The sequence below is a fragment of the Saccharopolyspora elongata genome (assembly GCF_004348985.1).
Classification (GTDB): domain Bacteria; phylum Actinomycetota; class Actinomycetes; order Mycobacteriales; family Pseudonocardiaceae; genus Saccharopolyspora; species Saccharopolyspora elongata.
In genome coordinates this window covers 18909-43637 of the sequence record NZ_SMKW01000078.1, presented here as the reverse complement: position 1 = coordinate 43637, position 24729 = coordinate 18909, and the positions used below count along the sequence as shown (strand labels likewise).

The 24729-nt window shown below is 66.3% G+C and carries 21 protein-coding genes and 1 pseudogene; 6 read left to right on the top strand and 16 right to left on the bottom strand.

Features of this window, described 5'->3' with window-relative positions; translation table 11 throughout:
* The 10 genes and pseudogenes from E1288_RS37410 to kdgD form a co-directional block, all read right to left on the bottom strand.
* Positions 1–199, bottom strand: a 199-nt coding sequence (locus E1288_RS37410; protein ID WP_207954298.1) for a transposase domain-containing protein, incomplete at its 3' end; no start/stop codon positions are given.
* A 62-nt stretch (positions 200–261) separates the two neighbouring features.
* Positions 262–1158, bottom strand: a complete 897-nt coding sequence (locus E1288_RS37405; RefSeq protein ID WP_235884084.1) for a MerR family transcriptional regulator — start codon at positions 1156–1158, stop codon at positions 262–264.
* Between the two features lie 195 nt (positions 1159–1353).
* Positions 1354–2185: pseudogene (locus E1288_RS37400) on the bottom strand (IS5 family transposase).
* Positions 2186–2239: 54 nt separating this feature from the next.
* Positions 2240–2701: a RidA family protein gene (locus tag E1288_RS37395; protein WP_132493415.1), complete on the bottom strand. Its 462-nt coding sequence runs from the start codon at positions 2699–2701 to the stop codon at positions 2240–2242.
* A 104-nt stretch (positions 2702–2805) separates the two neighbouring features.
* Positions 2806–4455: an aminopeptidase P family N-terminal domain-containing protein gene (locus E1288_RS37390; protein ID WP_132493414.1), complete on the bottom strand. Its 1650-nt coding sequence runs from the start codon at positions 4453–4455 to the stop codon at positions 2806–2808.
* Positions 4456–4504: 49 nt separating this feature from the next.
* Positions 4505–5284: an ABC transporter ATP-binding protein gene (locus E1288_RS37385; protein WP_132493413.1), complete on the bottom strand. Its 780-nt coding sequence runs from the start codon at positions 5282–5284 to the stop codon at positions 4505–4507.
* A 19-nt stretch (positions 5285–5303) separates the two neighbouring features.
* The gene (locus E1288_RS37380) at positions 5304–6329 is read right to left on the bottom strand and encodes an ABC transporter substrate-binding protein (protein WP_132493412.1); all 1026 of its coding nucleotides are present in this window, start codon (positions 6327–6329) and stop codon (positions 5304–5306) included.
* Positions 6330–6350: 21 nt separating this feature from the next.
* Positions 6351–7202 (bottom strand): ABC transporter permease, encoded by an 852-nt coding sequence (locus tag E1288_RS37375; protein WP_132493411.1) that lies wholly within the window; start codon positions 7200–7202, stop codon positions 6351–6353.
* 249 nt (positions 7203–7451) lie between these two features.
* Positions 7452–9074 carry an aldehyde dehydrogenase (NADP(+)) gene (locus E1288_RS37370; RefSeq protein ID WP_235884083.1) on the bottom strand — a complete coding sequence of 541 codons (1623 nt, stop codon included), beginning with the start codon at positions 9072–9074 and terminating at the stop codon, positions 7452–7454.
* Positions 9075–9103: 29 nt separating this feature from the next.
* Positions 9104–10030 (bottom strand): 5-dehydro-4-deoxyglucarate dehydratase, encoded by a 927-nt coding sequence (kdgD, locus tag E1288_RS37365; protein ID WP_132493409.1) that lies wholly within the window; start codon positions 10028–10030, stop codon positions 9104–9106.
* A gap of 119 nt (positions 10031–10149) precedes the next feature.
* Between kdgD and E1288_RS37360 the strand changes: the two genes are divergently transcribed.
* Positions 10150–11052, top strand: a complete 903-nt coding sequence (locus E1288_RS37360; RefSeq protein WP_132493408.1) for a LysR substrate-binding domain-containing protein — start codon at positions 10150–10152, stop codon at positions 11050–11052.
* Positions 11053–11144: 92 nt separating this feature from the next.
* On the opposite strand, the gene E1288_RS37355 is transcribed toward E1288_RS37360, so the two are convergent.
* From E1288_RS37355 to E1288_RS37330, 6 genes are all read right to left on the bottom strand, one after another.
* A complete protein-coding gene (locus E1288_RS37355) occupies positions 11145–12992 on the bottom strand; it encodes a ThiF family adenylyltransferase (protein WP_132493407.1) in 1848 nt (615 codons plus the stop codon).
* Between the two features lie 317 nt (positions 12993–13309).
* Positions 13310–14188: a cytochrome P450 gene (locus E1288_RS37350; protein WP_165968465.1), complete on the bottom strand. Its 879-nt coding sequence runs from the start codon at positions 14186–14188 to the stop codon at positions 13310–13312.
* Between the two features lie 458 nt (positions 14189–14646).
* A complete protein-coding gene (locus tag E1288_RS37345) occupies positions 14647–15843 on the bottom strand; it encodes a cytochrome P450 (protein WP_132493405.1) in 1197 nt (398 codons plus the stop codon).
* Entirely contained in the window at positions 15840–16970 is a 1131-nt protein-coding gene (locus E1288_RS37340) for a terpene synthase family protein (RefSeq protein ID WP_165968464.1), read from the bottom strand. Before E1288_RS37340 ends, E1288_RS37345 begins: the two co-directional genes overlap by 4 nt.
* An 84-nt stretch (positions 16971–17054) precedes the next feature.
* A complete protein-coding gene (locus E1288_RS37335) occupies positions 17055–18353 on the bottom strand; it encodes a phenylacetate--CoA ligase family protein (protein WP_235884082.1) in 1299 nt (432 codons plus the stop codon).
* On the bottom strand, positions 18350–19324 hold the full coding sequence (locus E1288_RS37330) for a 3-oxoacyl-[acyl-carrier-protein] synthase III C-terminal domain-containing protein (RefSeq protein WP_132493403.1): 975 nt from the start codon (positions 19322–19324) through the stop codon (positions 18350–18352). The genes E1288_RS37335 and E1288_RS37330 overlap by 4 nt, the downstream gene beginning before the upstream one ends.
* Before the next feature lie 414 nt (positions 19325–19738).
* Between E1288_RS37330 and E1288_RS37325 the strand changes: the two genes are divergently transcribed.
* From E1288_RS37325 to E1288_RS37305, 5 genes are all read left to right on the top strand, one after another.
* Positions 19739–21034 carry a nickel pincer cofactor-dependent isomerase, group 22 gene (locus E1288_RS37325; protein ID WP_165968463.1) on the top strand — a complete coding sequence of 432 codons (1296 nt, stop codon included), beginning with the start codon at positions 19739–19741 and terminating at the stop codon, positions 21032–21034.
* A gap of 536 nt (positions 21035–21570) precedes the next feature.
* Entirely contained in the window at positions 21571–22548 is a 978-nt protein-coding gene (locus E1288_RS37320; RefSeq protein ID WP_132493401.1) for a hypothetical protein, read from the top strand.
* A 55-nt stretch (positions 22549–22603) separates the two neighbouring features.
* Complete coding sequence (locus tag E1288_RS37315) at positions 22604–23008, top strand: GntR family transcriptional regulator (protein WP_165968462.1); 405 nt, start codon at positions 22604–22606, stop codon at positions 23006–23008.
* The gene (locus E1288_RS37310; protein ID WP_132493399.1) at positions 23005–23859 is read left to right on the top strand and encodes an ATP-binding cassette domain-containing protein; all 855 of its coding nucleotides are present in this window, start codon (positions 23005–23007) and stop codon (positions 23857–23859) included. Before E1288_RS37315 ends, E1288_RS37310 begins: the two co-directional genes overlap by 4 nt.
* A gap of 320 nt (positions 23860–24179) precedes the next feature.
* The gene (locus tag E1288_RS37305) at positions 24180–24536 is read left to right on the top strand and encodes a hypothetical protein (protein ID WP_132493398.1); all 357 of its coding nucleotides are present in this window, start codon (positions 24180–24182) and stop codon (positions 24534–24536) included.
* The last annotated feature ends 193 nt before the right edge of the window (positions 24537–24729 follow it).

Below are 24729 nucleotides of genomic sequence, written 5' to 3'. Positions count from 1 at the left end.
ACTCGTGCGGAAACAGGCACAAGACCAGCGTGAAGTAGAACATCAGCCGGGCGGGCAGTGCGCGGGTCCGCTGTTCCCTACGCCAGTACTGATCAATAACTCGATCGACCAATTCCACAGGGAACGTACGGGTCAGCACGCCGACGGCGGCCCGATCGGCCACGCTGACACCCGCGCCCGCACCTGCCTCAAGATCCACAAGCACGCAGGCTACCGGCCACGCGACAACCTAAACGACCGGCATTGGGTCTAGGCCGTGTTTTAGGTAGCGGGTGAGTCTTGGGCGGATAGTTCTTCGGCCAGTTCCATACAGCGCAGGCGGGCTGGGGAGAAGTCGTAGGGCATCTTGCCGGTGGCTTCGAACGCGCTCATGGAGTCAGCCTCCCGCCTGCCAGAGCTGAGGTCGGCCTCGTCCTCGCCGTCATCGGCGGTAGCAGGGTGCAAAGTGTCCCAGGCGTCGCAGAGGGCATCGTCGTCCTTACCCAGGCCGGACTCCTCGATGACGGCCTGCAGGGCGCTTTCGAAGGCGTGCCGCTCGACGGCCACTTGAGCCACCCGTGGATCATCGACGGCGACGCTGTCATCGAGTGCCTCCTCGGCGTCATCGATGCGGTCGGAATCCTCCCGCAGAGTGGGATGCGTGGCCAGGACGACGAAGCGGGTGGCCTGGACGGCCGCGCCGAGCGGGCCGAAGATCCGCTCAGTGACCAGCAGACTGTCCAGGTCCGCCTGACGCAGGGAGCCGTCGGGCAGGCTCTTGAGGCGTTCGGTGACGAAGTCGGAGAGCAGGCCCATCCGGCTGCCTTCGGTGCGCATCCGCTGCACGGCGGTCCGTTGCCGCCGCAATTCCGCCTCCTGCTCGGCGAGGGTTTCCTCCAACCGCTCCAGGAAGCCCGCGATACCGTCTCCGCTGTCCGCACCGGCGGAAGCCGTGCCGGTGGTAAAGGCGTCACGGATGTCGTCCAGGGCGATCCCGGCGTTGGCCATCTTGCGAATCCACAGCAGGCGGATTATGTCCTCGTAGCCGTAGCGGCGGCGGTCATCACCGCCCCGCTCAGGCTCGGGGAGCAGGCCGATCTCGTGGTAATGGCGAATCGCCCGTGGCGTGGTGCCGGCGAAGGCCGCCGCGTCACCGATCTTGACCTGGCGGGGTGGCATGAAAGACGAATGCATGAGCAGGGACCTTTCCTCAAGGGATCGGGGACGTAAGTCCACTGGACCACATGCCGCTACGGAAGGTGCAACCCTGTACACACCGCCGCGCGCCAATGCCAGGAAATGTGCCCTTCCTCCGTAATGACCGCAGGGCCGTCGTTTCCTGCTGGGGCATCCGCACGACGGCGGGCTGAGGGTTCACAGCCACTGATGAATCGCCGCGACCTGAACGTCGCCTCGAATCGAACCGCAAGTTTGTCGAACCGGGTTGCCACGGCCCGGTGCTGCTTGAGACGGCTGATCCCGCATTCGACCGCGTGCCGGGCCTTGTAGTCCTCGCGGTCGAAGAAGGGCGGACGGCCACCGCCACGTCCGCGGCGCCTGCGGTTTCGGACCTGATCGACCGGCTCAGGAATCGTGCACCTGATGCCACGTCTGCGCAGGTAGGCGCGATTCGCGCGTGAAGAGTACGCCTTGTCGCCTCGCACCCGCATTGGGCGGCTTCTCGGCCGGCCGACACCAGGCCGGGGCACCCCGATCGCGTTGAGGACCGGCTCGAACTGCGGACTGTCACCGCGCTGCCCGGCGGTGATCAGCAGCGACAACGGCTTCTGTCCCTGCTCACACGCCAGATGAATCTTCGTGGTGAACCCCGCCTCGCGACCTGCCCAGTCCATGGTCTTCAGGTTCGGCGCTCACTCCGCCTGGCGGTTCCTTCTGCACAGCACCGCGCCGACGGGCACCGGCAGCGTGCTGGTGTGCCCGGCAGATGGTGGAGTCGACATTGACCTCCCAGAAGATCAGTCCGGCCGCATCAGCCCTCGCCTGCGACAACGTCAGCAGCCGGGCCCACACGCCCCGACGCTGCCATCTTCGGAACAGTCCATACACCGTCTGCCACGGTCCGAACCCGCCACCGCACACCGTCTACCAGCCGCCGACAGCCAGGCCACTCGCGACTTATGCCCACCGCAGGCAGCAACGACTCCAGCACCGACCACTGCTCATCAGAAAGATCGCCTCGCCCCACATCTTGATCATCCTCGTGCAGGGCGCGCACAGGAATCCGAACCTAAAACACGGTCTAGCCGCGAAGGGCGATCGTGGCGTCGAGTTCCACGAGCGCACCTTGGGGGAGCACGTGGGCCGGCAGGGCGGTTCGTGCGTGGCGACCCGCGTCGCCCAGAACGTCGAGCAACAGCTGCGAAGCCCCATCGATCACCGTCGGCTGGTTCACGAAGTCTCGTGAACTCGTGGCCCAGGCATTGAGCTTCAGTACCTGCTGTACGTTGCCGAGGCCGACTGCGTCATGTATGCGCGCCAGTAGATTGAGCGCGGAGGTTCTCGCGGCGGTCACTCCGTCAGCCACGGTCGCATCGTCTCCCAGACAGCCTTGCAGGATCTCGCCCGAGGCGGTCCGTGAGATTTGGCCGGACACATAAAGGAGATCGCCGCATCGTACGGTCGCCTCATACGCGTAGCGGGGCGCACCGAGCACAGGGAGCTCGATGGACAGCGCTTTGAGACGCTCTTGCACGTCAGTCATGTTGCATCCCAATTCGATATGCCGGACAAGCGACGCGGGTTGGATCGCGCGTTCCTGGCCCCGCGTTGGACCCGCTCCGCACGCACGATTTGGCTGTTCAGCCGTCATCGTTTGCTCACGATGTAGGTCCGGTCGCGTCCGATGTACCAGAGGTCCTCGGTGCCGATTGCCGCGTTCTCGTAGCGCCACGGGATTTCGGCGGCACCATACGAGCCGACTTCAAGGACGTGCTTGTATCCGGGCCGGAGTTCGTTCGCGAACGACTCCTGTTTGCCCATGAGGTGGCCGACGTTGCGCTTTCGGTATTCGCTGTTGAAATCGACGTCCGTTCCGAGCATCCCGATCTCGACCATCCGGTCCAGGTGGGGCGCCAGGTAGCGCAAGGTTCCCTCGTGCACGTCTTCGCACACCACGCCGGGCTTGAGCTGCCCGATGATGCCCTCGCGCACCACGTCGAAGAAGAAGCGGTACGCCTCCTTCGCCGCCGCGGTGCGCGGCAGGGAGCGGGCCATGTCGGAGGTGGCGACGGTTACCCCGTCGACAACGATGCGCACCCCGGCGTCGAGCTGGATGCAGGTCGTCTCGTCGTTGATCGGGTAGTCGACGGGTGGGCCGGGGAAGAGCATCCGGTTGGACGAGTGCAGGTTGGTGAAGTAGGGCTCGATGCCGAAGGGGATCTCGTTCACCGTGCGGAATTCGGCGATCTTGTCGAGGTACACGGCGTTGATGTCGAGTTCGGAGAACGAGCGGCCGGCGTCCAGGCCTTCCTCCGCCCAGGCCAGTGCCTCCTCGATGGCGAACACGCTCGCCCGGGCGGCGACGACCTGGAAGGCGAGGTCCTCGTGGTCGCGGGTGTCCCGCCAGTGGCCGAGGTCGGTCGAGACCGGAATCAGTTCCGCTCCCTCGCGCTCGAGTTCGCGGGCAAGGCCGACGCTGATCCACTCGTCCTCGACGCCGATCCGCACTCCGTTGGCCAGCTCCCGGACGGCTGCGCCGATGGACGGGAACTGGCCGACGGGAGACTCGGAGACCCCGGAGGCTCCATCGGGTGCCAGCACGACCAGCCTGTCCGAACCGGCGAGCCACAGGGCGGCTGTTCCGTCCGGCTGCGCGAACCCGGTGGCCTCGGTGAAGTTGGGCGGTGCAGCGAGGAGCAGGGCGTCGAGGGAGCGGTCGGCGACGAGCGTCTTCAGCGCCGAGAACCGGCTGTCCTCGCCGGCGGTGAACTCCTCCGCCAGGCCTGAAAGGTGTGCGACGTTCTCGATCAGCCGCCGCGCGGTGTGGACGCCCGTCTCGCGCCAGGCCGCGAACCTCGCCAGGACCTCCTCGAGGTCGAGTTCGTATGCGGTGACCGGGGTGGAGTCCTGGTCGGAGACGACGAGTTCGACGGAGCCGGAGAGCGTGCGGTAGTGGCTGTAGACGACGTCGGCGGCGAGGCTGACCGCAGCGCCATCGGCGAGTTCCTTGACCAGGCTCGTCAGCGACGCCGAGGCGGGGGTGTCGGCGACGATTCGGGGGTCGATCGTGACCCAGGGTGCGTAGAACTTGATCTGGTCCTTCGGGACTCCGGCTGAGAGGGCGTTGCCCTGCTCTTGTTGGCGCACGAGCAGGTACTGGCCGTTGTCGGTCTGTGCGATCAGTGGTGCGACGAGCGGGTAGGAGTCGAGGCGGATCGCGGAGAACAGCAAGCTCTTGCGTGCATTGAGACCGTAGGTTCGTTCGACCTGCGAGGCGTCTGCGGTGAGGCTCAGCATTGGTATTCCCTGATGTCGATTTCGGGTCGGGAGGCCGGGCTGGCGGCGGTCAGCTGATTCCGGTCATGACACCGATGTGGGATTCGATTTCCGTTGTGTAGTCGGAGAAGGCTGCGGAGAACCGGTGCTCCTTGCCCCGGGGCCGCGGGAGGTCGATCGCGATGTCGGCGACGATACGGCCGGGGCGGCCGCCGACGACGACCACCCGGTCACCGAGCCAGACCGCCTCGGAGATGCTGTGCGTGACGAACAGGACGCTGCACCCCGTGGCCTGCCAGATGCGCTGGATCTCGAAGTTCATCGAATCGCGGGTCATAGCGTCGAGCGCACCGAAGGGCTCGTCCATGAGCAGCAGCTCGGGGTGGGAGACCAGCGCGCGGCAGATGGCCACCCGCTGCTGCATCCCGCCGCTGAGCTCGTAGGAGTAGTGCTTGGCTTTGCCGCCCAGCCCGACCATCTCGAGCAGTTCCTGGGCGTAGCGGCGTGACTCGTCGGTGCGGGTGCCGCGGAACTCCAGGGGCAGGAGCACGTTGTCGATGTTGTTGCGCCATGGCAGGAGCACGGGGCTTTGGAACACCATCGCGATGTCCTCGATCCCGTCGCGGATCGGCCGTCCCTTGACCAGGATTTCGCCCTCGGTGGGCTCCTGCAGGCCGGAGATCGTTTTGAGCAGCGTGGTTTTCCCGCTTCCCGACTGGCCGACGATCGAGACGAACTGTCCCGGCTTCACGTGGAAGTCCAGTCCCTTGAGCACCGGGTTGTCCTGGCCGTCCCGGGATCGGTAGGTCTTTCCCACGTTGTTGACCGAGATGGCGTACTCGTTGTTCATGTGACTCTCCGTTCGGCCGTCACGGCGCCTGGATGGTCTCGTTGCGGTGCAGCGGTTCGAGGTAGGCGTTGCTGTACACGTCGGCTGGGGTGAGGTGGCTCGCCGGGTTCAGGCCGAGGAACTGGCGGGCGACGTCGATCATTTTCTGGACGCCGGCGTCGTCCATGACACCGAACTGGTCCGCCGCCTCACCGGTGCCCCAGTTGAGGGCGCACTGCTCGCCGATTGCGAGGGTGATGGTCTTGGTCTCGAAGCCCGAGACCTCTTTCTGGAAGTCCTGGGCGGCTTCGGCCGGGTGCTGGCACGCCCACAGGAAGCCCTTCTGCATCGCCCGGTTGAACCTCCGCACCTGCTCGGGATCGTTTCTGAGCTTCTCGTCGGAGACGACGATCCCGTTGCCGTAGAGGTCGATGCCCAGGTCGGACCACTTCAGCACAACGGCCTTCCGGTCGAGCGCGTCAATGGCCGGCTCGTCGGAGACGTACAGGGCGAGGTTGGCGTCCCACTGTCCGGCCAGCAGTCCGGGGATCTTCGATCCGCTCGTGGCGTGGACGACGTTGACATCGCCCTCCTTGAGCCCGAGCTTGCTCATCGCGTACGGCCACATCGCGGTCATCGCGCCTGCTCCCTCGGTGGCGACTGTCTTGCCCGGGAGATCGGCCCATCCGTTGATTCCGGTGCCCGCGAGGGCGACGACCGCGTAGGCGGACCTGGCCTGCAGGAGGTTGACCTGCTTGACTTCGGCGCCCCTGCCCTGGCTGGTGACCGTGGCGCCGAAGTCCGCCCAGCCGGCGTCGACCTTGCCGGTGTCGACGGAGGTGACGGTGTTGGTCGATCCCGACCCTGGCATGACTGTGAGGTCGATGCCTTCCGCTTTGAAGAAGCCCCGCTCGACGGCCGAGATGAACGGGGCGTGCTTCGGCAGGTAGGCCACGTCGAGCATGAGGGTCATCGAGTTCTTCCCGCTGCCGCTCGTGCAGCCCGACAGGGCCACGAGCAGCACCGCCCCGACGATCGCGGCGATCTTACGAGTGGAGTTCCGCATTCGAGTCTCCGATCCCCGCGGTCACTTCGCGTGGTTCTTCCACGGGACCAGCTTTCGTCCCGCGAAGTCGACGATGAAGAACAACGCCAGGGCGATGGCGGCGAGCACGATGAAGGCCGCGAACATCGACGGCAGGTCGACCTGGCTGTTGGCGAGGAGGATGACATATCCCAACCCCTTCGAGCCGGCGATGAACTCACCGACGACCGCCCCACCCACAGCGAGCGAGATGGAGATCTTCGCTCCGGAGAAGATCGATGGGATCGCGTAGATGAACTCGATCTTCGTCATCTTCTTCCACTGCGACGCCTTGTTGATCCGTGCCAGCTCCTGCAGTTCGTGGGGTACCGAGCTCAGGCCGTCATAGGTGTTGATCACCAGCGGGAAGAACGCGATGGCCATCGCGACGAACGCCTTGGACTCGAAGCCGAACCCGAACCACACGATGAACAGCGGTGCGAGCGCAACCTTGGGGATGGTGTCGATCGCGATGAGCGCGGGGTAGAGGAAACTGCGCACGGTCGTCGAGTAGTGCAGCGCCGCACCGCACAGAACCCCGAGTGCAGTGCCCAGCGCAAAACCGGCAAGCGCCTCCTGCAACGTGACGAAGGTGTTGCTCGCGAAGTACCCGGGCCGCTCGATCAGCTCGGCGAATGCCGAGATCGGCCCGACGAGCAGGAATTCCGGCGGATCGAAGATGATCACCAGCAGCTGCCAGACGACGAAGAGCCCGACGATTCCCGCGACTGCCTTCACGCCGGCCGCGATCGAGTCACGGCTGGGTCTTCTCGGCCGAGGTGTCGGCTGTCCACCGAGCGCTGCCTCGGGCGAGGACTGGCGCAGGCCGTCCGAACTGACTTCAGGAGTGGCCATGGCGGGAGCTCCCATCAAAAGGCGCGCCGTGCGCGGACAGCGCCGCGGGACGAGCATCGACGACTTCCGACTGCGGATGTGGACGCCAGTGGGAGCCAGTGGCGGGGAGAGGTGGCAGTGACGACGTGAACGATCGCGGTGTCATTAGGTCCTCACAACATTGGAAGGGTTGCGACCGGGCGGTCGCGGGAATGGTCGGCGAGGGCCGGATCTGGTCGGGGGTAACCCGTCACACACGGCCGACACTGGTCAATCGGCGCTGTCGGCGGCGAGCGCGTCTCGACCGGGTTCACCGTCGAGGCGACGCCATACGCCAACCGGATTGTCGTCGCGAACCTCGGCCGGCAACAGACCCGCCGGAACGTCTTGATAGGCGACGGGTCGCAGGAAGCGCTCGATCGCGAGCGTCCCGACCGAGGTGCTGCGCGGGTCTGTCGTGGCCGGGAACGGGCCGCCGTGCACCATCGCGTGTCCGACTTCGACTCCGGTGGGCCAGCCATCGAAAAGGATGCGACCGGCCCGCTCCTCCAAGAGCGGTAGCAGCTTCGCGGCGAGCGGGTAATCGGCCTCATCTGCGTGCACGGTGGCGGTGAGCTGACCTTCCAGCGCGCATACGGCTGCGGTCAACTCGGTGGTGTCTGCGCATCGGACGAGCAGCGACGTCGCACCGAAGACCTCGGCCTGCAGCTTCGGATCGGCGACGAAACGGGCGCCAGCTACGGTCAGCAGCCTGGCGCAGCCCCCGGCCGCATCGCCGGGTCGGCTGCCGCGTGCGAGCTCATCGACGCCGTCCCGGGCGGTAAGGGTGTCACCGGCGGTGGCGTAGTGGTCGGCGATACCGGTGGTGAGCATGGTGGCTCCGGCGTTGGTGGCTACGGCGTCGGCCGCGGCCCTGGTGAACGCGTCGAGGCCCGGTCCGTCGACGGCAAGCACCAAGCCAGGGTTGGTGCAGAACTGCCCGGCGCCGAGCGTCAGGGATCCGGCGAACGCGTCGCCCAGCTCGGCGCCGCGGGATCCGAGCGCTGCGGGTAGCAGCAGCACCGGATTGATGCTGCTCATCTCGGCGTACACCGGGATCGGCACTGGCCGCGCCGCAGCTGCGGCCGCGATCGCAAGCCCGCCGCCGCGGGACCCGGTGAAGCCCACGGCACGAATCCGCGGATCGCTGACGAGCCGGGCACCGATTTCGGTCCCGCTACCGACGAGCTGGGAGAACACGCCCTCGGGCATCCCCGTCTCGGCCGCTGCGTCGGCGATCGCCCGTGCCGCCAGCTCCGCGGTACCCAGATGTGCCGGATGCGCCTTGACAACGACCGGGCACCCTGCGGCCAGCGCCGACGCCGTGTCGCCCCCAGCGGTGGAGAAGGCCAATGGAAAGTTGCTCGCGCCGAACACCGCGACCGGGCCGAGCGGGATCCGGCGCTGCCGGATATCGGGGCGTGGCAGCGGGGCGCCGCCGGGCCGTGCCGGATCGATCCGGGCGCCCTGCCAGGTCCCGGCCCGCAGCTCCGCGGCGAACAGGCGCAGCTGACCGCTGGTGCGACCGACTTCGCCGGTGAGCCGCGGACGGGGCAGCGCGGTCTCGAGGTGAGCGCGCTCGACCAGTGCCTCCCGGCGCTCGTCGAGCAGATCGGCGATGCACTCGAGGAACTCGGCACGCCGCTCGGCGGTGGTCGCCCGAAACACCGGAAACGCCTGCGCTGCCAGCGCACAAGCCCGCTCGACCTGCTCGACCGACGCCGCCGGGTAGGCGGGGCCGATAGCCGCGCCAGTACGGGGATCGGCGGATCGGACTTCCTCGCCCGTGCCGATGACGGGTTCGGCTCCGATGACCATGGCGCCGGTCGGGCAGGTCTGTGGGGGAGCGGACACGAGTGTCTCCTTCCGCTTCATCGCTGTGCTCAGATGGTGGCGGTGCGCGAGGTTTCGACGACGTCGACCAACAGTGCGTTCTCGGCGTCATCCAGGTCAGTCAGCGGAGGCCGGACCGGACCGGCCGGGTGCCCGACGAGATTCATGCCGGCCTTGACGATGCTGACCGCGTAGCCCGCCTTGCGGTCACGAATCGCGGTATAGGGCAGCACGACGTCGTCGAGCAGTCGACGCACCTTCGTTCGGTCCCCTGCCCGCACCGCGCGGTAGAAGGTCAGGGCGAACTCGGGCAGGAAGTTGAAGATCGCCGAGCTGTAGGTCGTGACACCCAACTCCAGGTACGGCAGCGCGAACGTCTCCGCAGTCGGCAGCCCACCGATGTACACCAAGCGGTCACCGAGACGCGAGTGAATCCGAGTGATCGCCTCCAGGTCACCGACACCGTCCTTGAAACCGACCAGGTTCGGGCAGGCGTCAGCAAGCGTGGCCACCGTCTCCGATGTGTACACAGCGTTCGCCCGGCTATAGAGCACCACACCCAGCGAAGTGGACTCGCAGACCGCGCGCACATGAGCGCTGAGGCCGTCGGGGGAGGCCTCAGTGAGGTAGGGCGGGAACAGCAGCAGGCCGTCGGCGCCGGCCGCCTCGGCATCGCGGGCCATCTCGACCGCCTGCGCGGTGCCGTGCCCGGCCGGAGCGAGGATCGGGGTGCCCTCCGGCGCGCTGCCGACGGCCGCCCGGACGACGTTGCCGACCTCCTTCGGGGTCAGGGAGAAGAACTCCCCAGTCCCGCCAGCGGCGAACAGGCCGGCGACCTCGTACTTGCCGAGGCGGATGATGTTCTCCCGGTAGGCGGGCTCGTCGAACGCCAGGTCCCGGGTGAAGTGGGTGACCGGGAACGACAGCAGCCCGGAGCCGAGGCGCTCGGCAAGCTCGGTCGGGGTGAAGACGGGCATCAGCGTTTCCTCCTGGGGGAATTGCATTCCTGCGCGACGGCGATTGGGCTCCACCGTAAGAACCAAAACGATGCACGTCCAACACTGTTTCAGCATTAACCGATACCTATAATGAATCCGTGTTTACACTGAGCCAGCTGGAGAGCTTCGTCGCTGTCGCCGAGACACTGCACTACGGCCGCGCGGCGGAACGACTGTCGATGACCCAGCCCCCGCTGTCCCGGCGGATCCAGCTGTTGGAGCGCGAGCTGGACGTCGAGCTGTTCGACCGGACCGGCCGGGCTGTCCGGCTCACCGCCGCCGGGCGGGCGTTCCTGGGCGACGCCCGGCGCATCCTCGGGCTGTCCGACCAGGCGGCGCTGTCAGTGCGTCGGGTACCCGCGGGCGAGATCGGGACGGTGGCGCTGGGTTTCACGGCGTCGTCGGCGCACTCGGTGCTCGACGCCGTCGTCGGCGCCATTCGCACCCGACTGCCGGGCGTCGACCTGGTGCTACGCGAGCGAGTGTCCGGAATCCAGCTGGAGGAGCTGCGGTCCGGGGAACTGGACCTGGGCCTGGTCCGTCCGCCGGTCTCCGGCCGGGAGCTGGAGCACCTCCCGCTGCACCACGAGGCCCTGCTGGCCGCGATCCCGGACGGACATCCGCTGGCCGCGCCGGGCCGGGTGCTGCACGTGCGCGACCTCGACGGCCAACCGTTCGTCATGTACTCGCCGACCGAGGCCCGCTACTTCCACGAGGTGCTGGTTGGCGTGTTCCGCAGCGCAGGAGTCGCTCCCCGGTACGTTCACCACCTAACCCAGGTGCACACGATCCTGGCCCTGGTGCGGGCCGGGCTCGGCTTGGCGCTCGTACCGCAAGCAGCCGAGGCGCTCGGGCTGGACGGCGTCGCGCTGCGCCCGGTGGCCGGGATCGAGGGCGAGCCGGTCGAACTCGTCGCAGCCTGGCGGGCGAACGACGACAACCCCGCTTTGCACGCCGTCCGGGACCTGGTGATCGACGTGGCCAGCCGAGGCTTCTCCTGATCAGGCGTTAGCGCTGGTTGGAATCCCCCGGCTTTAGCCGTGGGAAGGACGTCAATCGCGAACTACCGGGGCCTGAGTTCAGCGTGAGTTTGCTATTCGACCCACTTCACCGACGTCGCCAGCGGACAGCGCGCCACTCTCGTGGTCGGTGGTCTGGTTCCCTTGCCGACACGCAGGACCGCCAGCACGGCATTGTCGCCGGAGGTGTCTTTGGTCGAAGGGATCCCGAGTCCGCCGAATTCTCCCAGCAACGGTTGAGCCGCGTATCCTTGCTCAACCAGGGCCAGCCACAGTCGCATCAACGTCTCACCCGCGTTGATGCGGTCAGCTACGCTCCGACGTGGGCCGCGCAGCACGAGTAGCGCGCCGCAATTGCGCAGCTGTCGGGCACGTCTGTGCTCGACGACCCCGGCCAGCACGCGGCGTCTGACTACGTCCGGTATCGCCGACCCCGCCAGAGCCGATGCAAGACGTCCGGCGACACCGGAGATTCCGAGCAGGTCGTGAGGTGTGCCGAACGAACTGAGGCCGAACTCGGTATCGGCCCGCTTGCGCACCCACGCCCACAGTTCGTCCACGTTGCAGATCAACGTGGACTTATCGCGTTCGGTCCGGCCGAGGCGCCTGCTTCGGGCTTCCGAGCTGCTCATCGTCTCCAGCTCGACATTTCGGTCGGCACACAGTTTTTCGACCTGCTTCAGGGTCGTGCAGTCGATCGGGGTCGACAGCATGTCGTCTCGGTGCGTCGAACGTGCCCCCAGAACACCCTGGCGGGTCAAGAAGTCATCACGCAGGCGATCGAGGCGGAATCGGCCTGCGAACCAGCTCTGGTCCGTGAGCGCACCGTCGTGCGCCTCCCACTCGCCGTGCGAGAGATAAGAAAGAGCTCCCAGCGCGCATCCGAGGTTCTCGGCCCAGCCCACCTCGTCCGGATGCACTGCCGGCCAGCGTTCCCCGTTGCGCGCGAGCCGGACGGTGTGGTGGTCGACGATTTCGAAACGCCACGGCTGGGAGTTGTACGTGGAGGGAGCGAGACGGGCGCCGTCCAGGACAGCGGCGAGTTCCGGGGGCAGTTTGCGCTCCCGTTGCCCGCTCCGCACGGGCCGAGAACCGCCTTTTCGCGTCACCTGGCGAACGGTCCACAGAGTTCGGGCGAGTTCCAGCGGCATGCGCACCCGGTGTGCCAACGCCGCGGCTCTCGGCATGGCCGCAGCATGGAGGTCCACCGTCACGACGGGTTTCACCCGTCGGTTCATCAGCAAGTTGAGCACAACCCTGCTGCCGAGCGCGCCGAGACCCATCACGCAGTAGGAAATCTGCGGCCAGGTACCGCCGTTGGCCAGCCGGTCGGACATGACCGGGAGATAGTCGCTGGGGAAGTGCGTCCTGCCGAACCAGCGCACGGAGTCCCACAGACGGTTGTCCCGGTGCGCTTCCGCGGTCGCCTTCCCGTGGAACGGCAGCGGGTTGCGGCGGTAGTCGAAGACGAACACGGCCGGTTTTCCGCCCCAGTCGACTCCGGCGACGACGGGAATGCCGCGTCGGGCGGCGCGTTCGTGCAGCTGGTACTTGACCCACGCGGACATCGCGGGATCGATCGCGTCGAAGGCGACATGCGCGCCGTCGAGCGCCTCGTCGAGGTTTTCCAGGGTGAGACCGTCCGGGTAGGTGCGCACCTCGGCGGTGGGACTGATCGCGACTACCCGGCGGGCGAGCACCTCGGGTTTCGGCAGGCCGACATCAGCGACCACGCACGCCTGCCGGTTGAGGTTCGACACGTCGAAGCTGTCCGGGTCGGCGAGCCGGAAACGGGTGACGCCCATTCGCGCCAGCGGCTCGACCACGGCACCACCCACGCTGCCGCAGCCGGCCACCAGCACGGTCGCGGCCCGCAGTACCGCTTGCTCACGCTCGGTGAGAATGTCCAGGTTGCGGCTCACGGCCTCCGCACCGAAACTCGCCGTGCCAGCGGCGAGCGGATCAGGACCTCTGAAATTCGAATGCACGATCTTTCTCCAGCGCTCGCCGGAAGTTCATCTTCCGTATTTCCTGAAGTTTCGCCGTTACGTAGCGGTAGCTTTGCTGGTCTGGACGGTCTCGTTGAATAGGATGGGGTGGCTTGAGCTGCGGTGGCTTCGGTTATCCGAGCGCGCCGAGGACGAGGATCGTCAGGTTCGCCAGGCCGAGGGGTGTGGCATCAGTTTCTGCAAATTGTCCCAAGATCGGTACGACAGCGGGCAGTTGCGGACGGAGTCCGCTACCCGCTGTGGGTCGCGCTCTTGAAGCGCACCGGGAGGCTCCTGAGGCAGCGCACTTTCCCCTGACGCCATTGCAACTCGCGGGGGTGGACTGCAAGTTCGATGTTGATCGGTGCGTGTAGCAGCGCAGTCACGACGGTCTGTGTCAACAATGTGGCGAGCGGGGCGCCGGGACACCGGTGGATTCCATGGCCGAACCCGAGGTGGTGGTTGGGGTGTCTGTCTATAAGGACAGTGTCGGGTTGTGTGAAGCGTCGCTCGTCCCGGTTGGCGCTGGCCAGACACAGAAAGACGCGATCGCCCTCTTTGATGGTGTTGTCTCCCAAGGTGAGTTCTTCGGTTGCCACACGGTGGACGGGGGCCAGGGCCGGGCCCTCGTAGCGCAGTATTTCCTCTATCGCTTTGGGTATCGTGCCCGGAGATTGGTAGAGGAGTCGGCGGCGGTCTGCGTGACACAGAAGATGCAGGAGGGTGCTGGAGATCAGGCTGATGCTGGTATCAAGGCCTGCAACAAGAAGCAGCATCACCATGGTCAGGATCTCGGTCGCGTGTAGTCGGTTGGTATCGGCGGCCAGGAGTTTGCCGATTAGTCCGTCGGTCGTTGCTTGTTCGGGGTTCCGCAGGAGCCAGGCGGTGTATTCGCGCAGCGCTTTATGGCCATTGGCGCTGACGCAGCGCGCGTTATCGTCCAGTTGCTCGGTCCAGAGATCATGGGACCAACGCACGATCTTGTCTAGATCGGCCTTGGGTACGCCGAGAAGTTTGCCGATAGTCAAGGCGGAGATCGGTTCCGCGATCTCCGCTACGGCATCGACCACCCCGCGCTTCGTGACGGTGCTGATCAGTGAGCGCGTTGTGTGGTCGATGAACGGGCGCATGAGTTCGGCTTGGCGGTGGGTCAAGTAGCGGGCGACGCTCTTGCGCAGGCGAGTGTGCTTGGGCGGATCCGTTGTGAACAGACTCTGGGGGAACGCGGCGCGCGAAATGTGCTGCTGTAGGTCGGGGTCGGCTGGGCACCTGCCCTTGGAGGGGTCGCTGCTGAGCCGAGTGTCTGTGAGGGCCTGTACGGTTTCTCGATACCGGGCTACAAACCAGGTGCTGTCGGAGATCCGGTTCACAGCGCCTGTGCTGCGTATTTCGGACAGCAACTGGTGGAGGTCACGGAGTTGTGTGAGGCCCTGGGGGAACCCTGCAGGAAAAAGGTTTCTGTGCTCGGATTGTGGAGGCCTGTCGGATGGGTGTTGCAGCATCGGTTGTTCACTCCGTCATGGCAGCATGGGATAGGGGAGATGACGCCACAGCGTGCTGTATGGGCTCCTTGAGAGTGGGCGTGGTGTTACCAGGTGACGGGTAGTGAGGTGGGGGCGCGTAGGATCGATCCGGAGCGCCAGGTCACTTCTTGATCCGGGACTGCCTTTTGGAGGCCCGGTATGCCCTCGATGAGCGTTTTGAGAGCGACCTGGATTTCCATGCGTGCCAGGCTGGCACCGACGCAATGGTGTGGCCCGTGGCCAAACGCGAGATGGTGGTTGTCTGGCCTCGTGAGCTTGAGGGTCTCCGGGGCGGCGAAAACCGCTTCGTCGCGGTTGGCCGACGGAATGGAGACCAGCACGGCGTCGCCCTTGCGGATGAGCACGCCGCCCAGCGAGACGTCTTCCGTGGCGATGCGGGCGAAATCGGCTCCGTTATTGAGGGGGGTGTATCGCAGTAGTTCTTCGACCGCTTTCGGGGTGGCTTCTGGGTGTGCCAAAAGCCAGTGCATGTGCTCGGGGTAGGTAATGAGGAGGTAGACGAAGTTGGCGATCTGGCACGTCGTCGTCTCCCAGCCCACGACCAGGAGGGCCGTTGTGATGTCGAGTAGCTCGGCGTCGGTGAGTCGCTCGCCGGCCTCGTGCGCGCTGACGAGCGTGCCCAGGAGATCGTCGGTTGGGTTTTCGCGGCGGGCGGCGATGTGCTGATTGATGACTTGAGCCAGGTCCTGACGCGCCCGGGTTACGTCCTCGGCTGTATGGGAGGTGCTGGACATCACCACGTCGGAAGCGGCTACCAGGCGGTGGGTGTCTTCGGTGGTGACACCGAGTAGTTTCAGCAGGACGTTGATGGGGAGGGGAACAGCGAAGTCTGCGACGATGTCGCAGGGCGGGCCGTTGGCCACCATGGCGGCTACGAGTTCTTGAGCGATTTTCTTCGTATGCGCGCGGAGTTGCTCGGTACGTCGCTTGGTGAGACTGGGGGCGATCAGTCGCCTCAGTCGAGTGTGCTCGGGCGGGTCCATAGCCATGATCGAGGTCTCTTTGGCAGGCCGCGGTCGCATGCGGGGTACGTCTTTGCCTGCGGCGGCCGCACGACTGAACCGGGGATCACAGAAGACCAGTTTCGCGTCCTCATAGCGGGTGACCAGCCATCCCCTTCCTCCGTAAGGCATCTGCACCTCGACCACGGGCTGCGTGGATCGCAGCGACGCGTACTGGGGTGGGACTGCGAGCGCGGGGGGTGGCTCGAACGGGTAACGCAGTACATGCTCGGTGTTCATCGGGTGGCCTCTTCCACCCACGGATGGATGATCGTGCGTTCCGTGTCAATGGTGACCAGGCCACCACCGATCTCTGACCAGTCGTGGTCAACGCCGTGGTATCGCGGGGAGCATCGCGTATAGAAAGCGGTTCCGGACGCGATGTCTCCCAGGCACTCCAGGTAGCGCAGCAGGCCACTCGTGAGCTCCGGATGTGTTGCGATGAACTGTTCGCGGCAGGCGATGAACTCTTCTTCTGCCGATTCCGCCAGATCCACTACCTTACGGACCGCGTCACTGATCCGTACATGCTCCATGTTGCACTGTGCCGCGATGGAGTTGGTGAGATCCTTGCCTGCCATGTACTCCTTCCGGAAGGAGTACAAGTCATTCACGAGGGAGGTATATCGGCGAAGGATTCGCCATATTTTGGAGAAGGCATCGGCGTGGGCTTCGAGTTCACTGTGGAGATCTATTCCCAGCATGAACTCAAGGACGGGGAAGTCGACGTCGATCCCTACGTAGACATCCCTGCGCTCGAGAAACTCATCCAGAGTCAGACATCTGCCGCTGCCCCTGTCAGACGCCTCGGCCTTCCAAGATTCCAAGGTCCCCTGCAGTGCACGGGCGATGCGCGCGCGGATCGAGGGCGGTGCCGAACGGCACAGGCGGTACCAGACGTCTGACAGGCAGCGTCCCAGGACAAGCACATCGGCTGTGTCGGACGACGGCTGGTTCCTGTCGAACTCCTGCCCGTCTCCGTTCAGGATTTCAATGGCCCGGTCCAATGCCCGATTACGCGTGGCCTCATCGGCGTCCCGGAACGGCCCTGGCGCGCTGTGAACATCGTCGGTCATCACCATCCAGCCGCCCAGGTCACAGATGATTCTGAATGTATCTACGTTTCCGCACGTGAATTGGTGAGAAATCCACACATCTGCGAAGCCCTGTGCCAGCCACAAGTCGATATCCCCTCGCGGCGCGCAGAAAGGGGCCCAATTCCGGATTTCCGGGAACCCTTTGATCCATGCCCTCGTCTCGCCCAGGGTGCGCGCAACGCCTGAGTGCTGCCGCAGGGGAAGCCGTGTCTTGAGGTCGGGAAGGTAGTACTGGTCCTCGCCGCAGTCGAAGAGGGTCGTCCTGGCCATTTCTTTCCTTGTCTTATTCATTTTCACCGTGGCGGGTTTTTCTTCGCCGAGGAGCAGGAAACTGCCCGTCCAGGGGCCCTCGTCCTATGGGGCCACGCGCTCGTCGAGCAGCCGGACGATCTTGCCGCTGCGGGGGTTCACCTTGATCATGTCGGCCGGGACGAACTCGACCACCAGAGGGTTGATCAGCCCGGCGCGCACGTGTTCGCCGAACATCGGGCGCAACTCGTCGAACCGCGCGGATATCGCCTCGGCAAGCGGCTGTGGATCGTCGACCTGTCCACCGATCCGCAGCACCAGTTCGTCCTTGGAGTCGCGGCGGCGTTGCACCACCTGGAATCCCGCGATGGGCTGGTCGCCGGCCAGTTCCTCGATCACCACACGCAGGTCCTCCAGGTAAACGGTGACCGGACCGACCCTGGCTCCGTCGTCGGCGCGGCCCAGCAGGCGGAACCGGCGATCGTCGTAGTCGACCCACGCAGCGCGGTCACCGACCGGATACCGGATGAGCGGCATCAGCCGCCGGACGAGGTCCGTGGCGAGCAGCCTGCCGGGGCGGCCTGGTTCCCTGATCGGATCACCGGTTTCGTCGTCGACGATCTCCACCAGTTTGTGGAGCCGGTGGACACGATGCACGCGCGCGTCCGGCTCGTCCTGGACGGGCGCGGCCAGCACCCCCGCGTCCACCGAGGCGTACCCCAGCGAGCGGACAACGGCGTTGGGGAACGCCTCGGTGATCAGTCGGCGCTGATCCTCGTAGAACGCCTCCCCGCCGAAGAGGAAGAGGTGGACCGCGGGCGCCGCGTCACCTCGCGCGGTCAGCCGCGATGCGACTTGGCCGGCCGTGGTGGGCGTGGCCAGCAGCACGGTCGCCTCCTGCTCGATGATCAGGTCCGCCATGACCTCAGGCGACGGGCTTCCCGCGATCGGCAGGTGCACCACGGGGACGCACGTCTCCTGCAGGCACAGGACGTTGAACAGGAAACTGGCGTACAACTCCCCGGCGTAAAAGAGGTTGGCAACCCGGTCACCGGTCCGCAGTCCCGCCGCCGCGTACCCGTCGCCCTGCAGCCGGGCCATGGCGTGCAGTTCCGCCCTGGTGTACACGGTCAGTTTGGGGCTGTTGGTTGTCCCACCGGTTTTGAACACGACACCGTCATTGTGGCCAGCCGTCAGCACCCGGTTGTCCTGCACCGTGTTGGCCTTCCAGAAGCCGATGTGGTCGACGATCGGCAAGTCCTCCGCCCGGATCGGTCCGTCGGCGGCAACACCGGCGTACAGGTCCCGGTAATAGGGAGAATTGCGGCGGGCGAAGTCGACCAGTTCGGTGAGATCCGGTTCCGGCATCATGTGTCCCCGTTCGTCGGCGAAGACGTCCGTCATTCCGTGATCTCCAGGAGCGCGCAGATGAAGCGGAAGCCGGCACCGATCCCGATCACGAGGACGGTGTCCGAAGGCTCGAGGGACTCTTCCCGGAGGAAGTGGTCCAGGCCGAGGAGCTGGTCGCACGGGCCGACATGGCCCAGTGTCCGGTGCAGCGGCCAACTGGTCCGGTCGCTGGGTATGCCCAGGGGCTCGAGGACGAGAACGGTCAGCTGCGCCAACCCCAATCCGGTGACCGCGAACCGGGAAACCTTGTCGAGCGACACCCCGGCTTCCTGGAGGACCTGCTCGACCGCGGTGCGGGCGGCTGTCTGGAGAGTGCCGACGTGGGGCAGGACGCCGACCGTCTCCGCCTGTGTCATCATGCGGCTTCCGTCTTCCGCGGGGATGGTGGGCGTGGCCAGGTCTTCGAGTTCGGGCACCGCAGTGCAGGAGGTGGCGACCAGCCGGGCCCGCCCGGATCCCCGGCTCAGCACGGCGGCAGCGGCGCCATCGGACAGGAAGTGCCCCAGCCCGGGCAGCCACCTCGGCCAGCGCGGCGCGACGAACCGGCCCGCCGCCGTCACCAGCGCGGAGGTGGCGGAGGGATCGGCGGCGAGGTGCGAGGCCGCCAGCACGAGTCCCGCAGCGCCACCGCAGCTGCCCGCGCCCGCCTCGACCGCAAGCGCCCGGGAGGCACCCACAACCCGCTGTACGTAACAGGCGGGCGCGTAGTGCTCCTGGTCATCGAAGGCGGCGTGGATCACCGTGGCGATGTCGGCACCCTCGTGCCCGGAGCGGCGGAGGGCGTCGGTCGCTGCGCTCGCGGCCATCTCCGCGGCGGTGAACCCGTGCGAGGCGGTAAAGGACTCGAAGTCGGACATCTCGAGTGCTTGGCGGTCGATCGTGCCGTCACCAACGAGGTCGGTGGCGCTGGCGCGGGGCGGCAGGTACCGGCCGGTGCCGCTGACGAATATGTCGTTCCAGAGCATGGTGTTCTTCTTTCGTTGCGGCTCACGCCGCTTCGCGCAAGTATTGTTCCGAGAAAATGAGTGCCATTGATCGCCGATTCGCGTGCAAGCAACGGAACCGCCAGGAAGGTCTGGCGGTATCCAGAGAATTGTTTTTAGGTGCTCCTCGGCCTCCGCGTCCGGTCATATGCTCCGTTTTCGGCCTGCGGAAATCGGTCTACTCTGGGTGTTGCGTCTGGGGTATTGATTCTGTCGCCAATCGGACCCAAATGTTGTTGATCGTAAATTCCGTGGCGAATTCTGACTTTTTTGCCGACAAGGGCGATACCGTTCAGTTATGACCGTGCCCTTATGGACACCCGATACGTGTCCATTCGGGCAGGCGAGATCGTCGAAGTCGATCCGGGCCGTGACTGATTAGTAAGGATGGGACGCATGTTCAACGTCGAGAAGGTCCGGTTGGCCGGAGCCGACATCGAACTCCCCAGGATGATCCCGATCGAGCAGCGGTTCGCCGCCGACGCGGTCGAGGACCTCGAAGCCGCGATCCGCTGCCAGGTCGCCGAGCACGACCGCAACCAGCCGGTCAGCGGCAAGCGGATCGCCATCACCGCGGGTAGCCGCGGGGTGACGCGGATCGATCGCATCGTCGCCACCCTGGTGGACGCGCTGATCGGCTGTGGCGCCAAGCCGTTCGTGGTGCCCACGATGGGCAGCCACGGCGGCGGCACCGCCGAAGGCCAGCGGCAGGTGCTGGCCGAGTACGGGATCACCGAGGAGAGCATCGGCGCCCCGATCGTCTCGTCCATGGAGACGGTCGTGGTCGCCGAGCTGGACGACGGCACCCCGGTGCACTTCGACGCCGAGGCCGCCCAGGCCGACAGCGTCATCGTGCTCGGCCGGGTCAAGCCGCACACCGACTTCCGGGGCACGCACGAGAGCGGTCTGGCGAAGATGCTCGCCATCGGCCTGGGCAAGCACCGCGGCGCGACAACCCTGCACGCCCACGGCATGGCTGCGTTCGACACGCTCATCCCGGCGGTGGCCGAGGCGATGCTCGGCGTGGTCCCGATCGAGTTCGGGATGGCCGTGGTGGAGAACGCCTACGAGCACGTCGCCCGCATCGAGTTGGTCCCGACCGCGAAACTGCTGGAACGCGAGGCGGAACTGCTGGTCGAAGCCAAGCAGCTGATGCCGAGGCTGTTGATGTCCGACATCGACGTGCTGGTCGTCGACGAGATCGGCAAGGACATCAGCGGTACCGGGATGGACCCCAACATCACCGGCCGCGCCCAGGTCAACACCGACAAGTTCCATGCGGTGCCGATCAAGCGGCTGGTGGTGCTGGGCCTGACCGAGCACACCAACGGCAACGCCTGTGGCCTGGGCTTGGCGGACGTGACCACCCAGCGCTGCGTGGACCAGATCGAGTTCGGCTCGTTCTACACCAACTCGCTGACCGCAGGCCTGCCCGACAGCGCCCGGATCCCGATGGCCCTGGCCAACGACCGGGACGCCATCGTTGCCGCCCTGCACATGTCCCGCGGCCCCGCGGAACGACCGGCGAAGGTGGTGCGCATCCGAAACACCCTGTCGATGCCCCGCATCGAGGTCTCCGAGGCCTACGCCCAGGAGGTCGCCGACCACCCCGACATGGTCACACTCGGCGAGCCGCACGACTGGGACTTCGACGCCACGGGAACCCTCCAGCCCCTCCCTGCCGCCCGCTGAAGGACCGCGGTGGTTCGGGACCTGGAGACCGGCGCCAAGCACTACGGCGCGGAGCAGCGCTCACGGTCGCGGAGAGGACCGGATGCTGGACGGGTTCTGACGGGTTGCCTCGGTGCCTCTGTGCCGAATCACTATTGCTGTGGTCGCATGGAAATCTTCGCCACCGCACTCTAGGGCCAACCCCGCCCGCTGAACAGGTTTGGACGCTGAGTCGGCGGCGTTTCGCCCAAACCTGTTGGCGCGCCGATTTCTTCAGGGGCAGCAATAGCTATGCCGGAACCGCCGATCGGCCCGGTCGCGGTGCTGGGCGCGGACGATTTCGCCGTCCGCCGCGGGCACCGCTACGGCACTGTCATGGTCGACCTCGACACGCGCAAGCGGTCGACCTTATCGACGGCCGGGCGGCGCGGTGTTTTAGGGGCCTTGCTTCTCCGGGGCTGGACTTCTACTGCAAAGAACTATATAACTAGTGAAAGTCTTTTTTAGGAAGTCATCGCGCTCGCATACATGCGCAGGGACAACGTGGAGGTAGCGGCATGACCTGGGTGGCGTGGCGGCAGCACCGCGCGCAGTTGTTGCTGATGGCAGCGGTATTGCTGCTCGGCGTGGTCGCGGTCCTGGTGCTGCATACGAGCATGTTGCAGCAGATTCAGGCGCAGGGGCTGGAGCGGTGCCTCGCGGTGGGGGTCCAAGGCCCGGGCTGCGCGACCGGGGTGAGTGATTTCCGCGACGAGTGGTTCGATCTACTCAGAGTCGGCCAACTCGTGATCGTGGTCCTCCCGGTGCTGCTGGGGGTGTTCAGCGGGGCGCCGCTGTTCGCCCGCGAGATCGAGCACGGCACCCACGTGCTGGCGTTCGCGCAATCGGTGAGCCGGGTCGGCTGGATGGCGGCCAAGCTGGTGATGCTGGTGGTGCCCTCGCTGGTCGTACTGGTGGTCCTGCAGTTGCTGGTGAGTTCCTGGGTCGCGGATGCCGGGCTGATGGGGCCGCTGGTGGACAGCCCGTTCTCGTTCCTGAACTTCGAGAGCACGGGGTGGATGCCGGCCGTCCACCTGCTTTTCGGCTACGCGGTGGGCGCGCTGCTGGGGGCGGTGCTGGGGCGGTCGTTGCCGGCGATGATCAGCACCCTGGCCGGGCTGGTGGCGGTGCGCGGTGCCGTCGGATTGGCAGGACCGGCTCTGATGCCGTCGCAGCTGCGGACCTCGACCGACCCGATGAGTGCTCCCGAGTCCGGTGTGGACGAAGTGGTCCAGGTGGGTTACCTGGGTGCCGACGGGCGGACCATACCGGAAGGCGGCTTCAACGCCGCCGTGTGCGGTTCGCGGGGCGATGTTCCAGTCTCGACCTTCGACCCGGCTCAGTGCTATGCGCAGCACGGGGTGGTCGGCCAGTATGCCGAGGTGGTCCCGGCCTCGTACGTCCCGATACTGCAGCTGATCGAGTCCGGCGTCCTCGGCGTGGTTGCGGTCCTGCTGTTGGGAGGAACCGCGTGGGCGCTGCGCAGACAGCATTGATGACGCTGCGTGGAGCGCGCGCCTTCGGCGATGGCCGCCCCTTATGCTGGGCGATATGATCGAGTTCCGGATCGACCGTCGCTCCGGGGTCTCCACGTACATGCAGATCGTCCAGCAGGTCACGCAGGCCATGCGGTTGGGCCTGCTGGGGCCCGGTGACCGGTTGCCCACTGCGCGCGAGGTGGTGGAGGCCACGGCGGTCAATCCGAATACCGTGTTGAAGGCGTATCGAGAGCTGGAGCGGGACGGCCTGGTGGAGGCTCGGCGCGGGGTCGGTACCTTCGTAACTCGATCGCTGGCGAGCGACCGCACCTCGGTCGAAGCTCCGATGCGACGCGACCTGGCGGACTGGATGAGCCGTGCCAGGAGCGGCGGGCTCACGGTCGAAGAGGTCGATGCGCTGTTCGCTGCCGTCCGTGGCGAGTACTTCCCGATCGGAGGACTGGAACACCCATCATGAGCGCGCTGAGCACCATCGGTTTGTCCAAGCGCTACGGCGACCGCCGGGGGATCGAGGACTGTACGGTCGAGCTCCCCGAAGGCAAGGTGGTCGCGCTGGTTGGTGCCAACGGTGCGGGCAAGAGCACGTTCTTGGCGTTGGCGGCCGGCCTGGTCGAGCCGTCGTCGGGTGCCGTGCGGGTGTTCGGCGACGAGGTCCGCGGCCGCATCCACCCTGACGCGGCCTACTTGTCGCAGCGCCGCCCGTTGTACGGCAACTTCACGGTCGCGGAGATGGTCCGCGCGGTGGCGAAGATGGACCGCCGCTGGTCGCGGCAGCGAGTCGAGGAGGTGCTGGCCGCGATCGATGGCTTGGACGTCGGCGCCCGGGTGGAATCGCTGTCCCCGGGCGTGCGCTCCCGGCTAGCACTGGCGCTCTGCCTGGGCCGGTTGCCGAGGTTGCTGCTGCTGGACGAACCGCTTGCGGACCTCGACCCGCTTGCCCGGGACGAGACCATCAGGTTGGTGATGGCCGACGTCGCGGACCGCGGGATGACGGTGGTGATCTCCTCGCATCTGCTCGGCGAATTGCGGGAGGTGTGCGACCACCTCCTGTTGCTGCAGGGGGGAGGGGTGGAATTGGACGGCGACGTCGACGAACTCCTGGAGCAGCACCGCGACCTGGTGGGGCCCGCCGATGCGGGGCCCCCGGAGATCGGGACGGTCGTACACGCGAGGAAATCCGGGCGGCAGCAGCGGATGCTGGTGCGCGCCCCCGGGGTACTCGCCGCGGGCTGGGAGTCTCGGCAACCGGACCTGGAATCGCTCGTGGCCGATTACCTGCGCGCCGGCCGCGAGCGCGCGGGAGCCTGAGAACCGCTCGCCAGCCCCGCTGATCCCCGTCGCCGAGCCGGGGCGGCGGGGCTTCGTCGTTTTCGGGCCTCCGGCGGGGGATTCGTTGCGTGTTGCCGCGTCGGCTCGGCCCCTGCGGGAGCCCTCTTCCGTGCTGCTGACGCGATCGGCTCGTTCTGCTCCTGGTGAGGCGTCTGCTGGCGTGATCCAACGTGATCCATCCAGTCGGTGCCCTTTCGTCCCCGCTTTCCCAGACCCGGCCTTGTCCGCGATCCGCACCACTGCTAGTCTTCAGTCATTCCACTAGATAACTAGTGGAATGACTCAGAAGGGTAGTGAACATGGGCTTCACCTTTGGCAAGCGCGAAATGATCGTTGGACTGCTGGCTGCGGGAGCACTTGCCGGCACTGGCGGCATCGCTGCCGCGGCGCCAGCGGAGAACGTGCCGGAACTGCGGATCAGCTCGGCCGGCTACGCGCTGGAGTACACCGTGGTGAACGGCAATGGCGACGGCTTCTCCTCCGTCGTGGAGCCGAACTCCACCCGCGAGAGGCAGGCCGAGGGCTTCACGACGGTGCGGTTCTCCGTGAACGGCAAGGTCGTGAACGCCTATGGCCCGCTCGAGGCTGGTCGCACGCTGGTCTGCAATGCGGGAGGGACCGCTGCCGTGCCGAATGTGAAGTGCGCCTTCGCCTGATTCGGAACGGCACGCCGAGCGTGCGGTTTGGCCGGCGGAGTCCGGGAGTTACTGCCACCCGGACTCCGCCGGCAGCAGTCGGCGGGTTGGCCTGCTGAGCTGTTCCACGGCTTGCGGCGGGCGGTCGTCGGTGGCTTGCGACGAGCTGAAGACGTCGTGAAGAAGCTGTAGATCCAGGACGGCCATGCTGTGT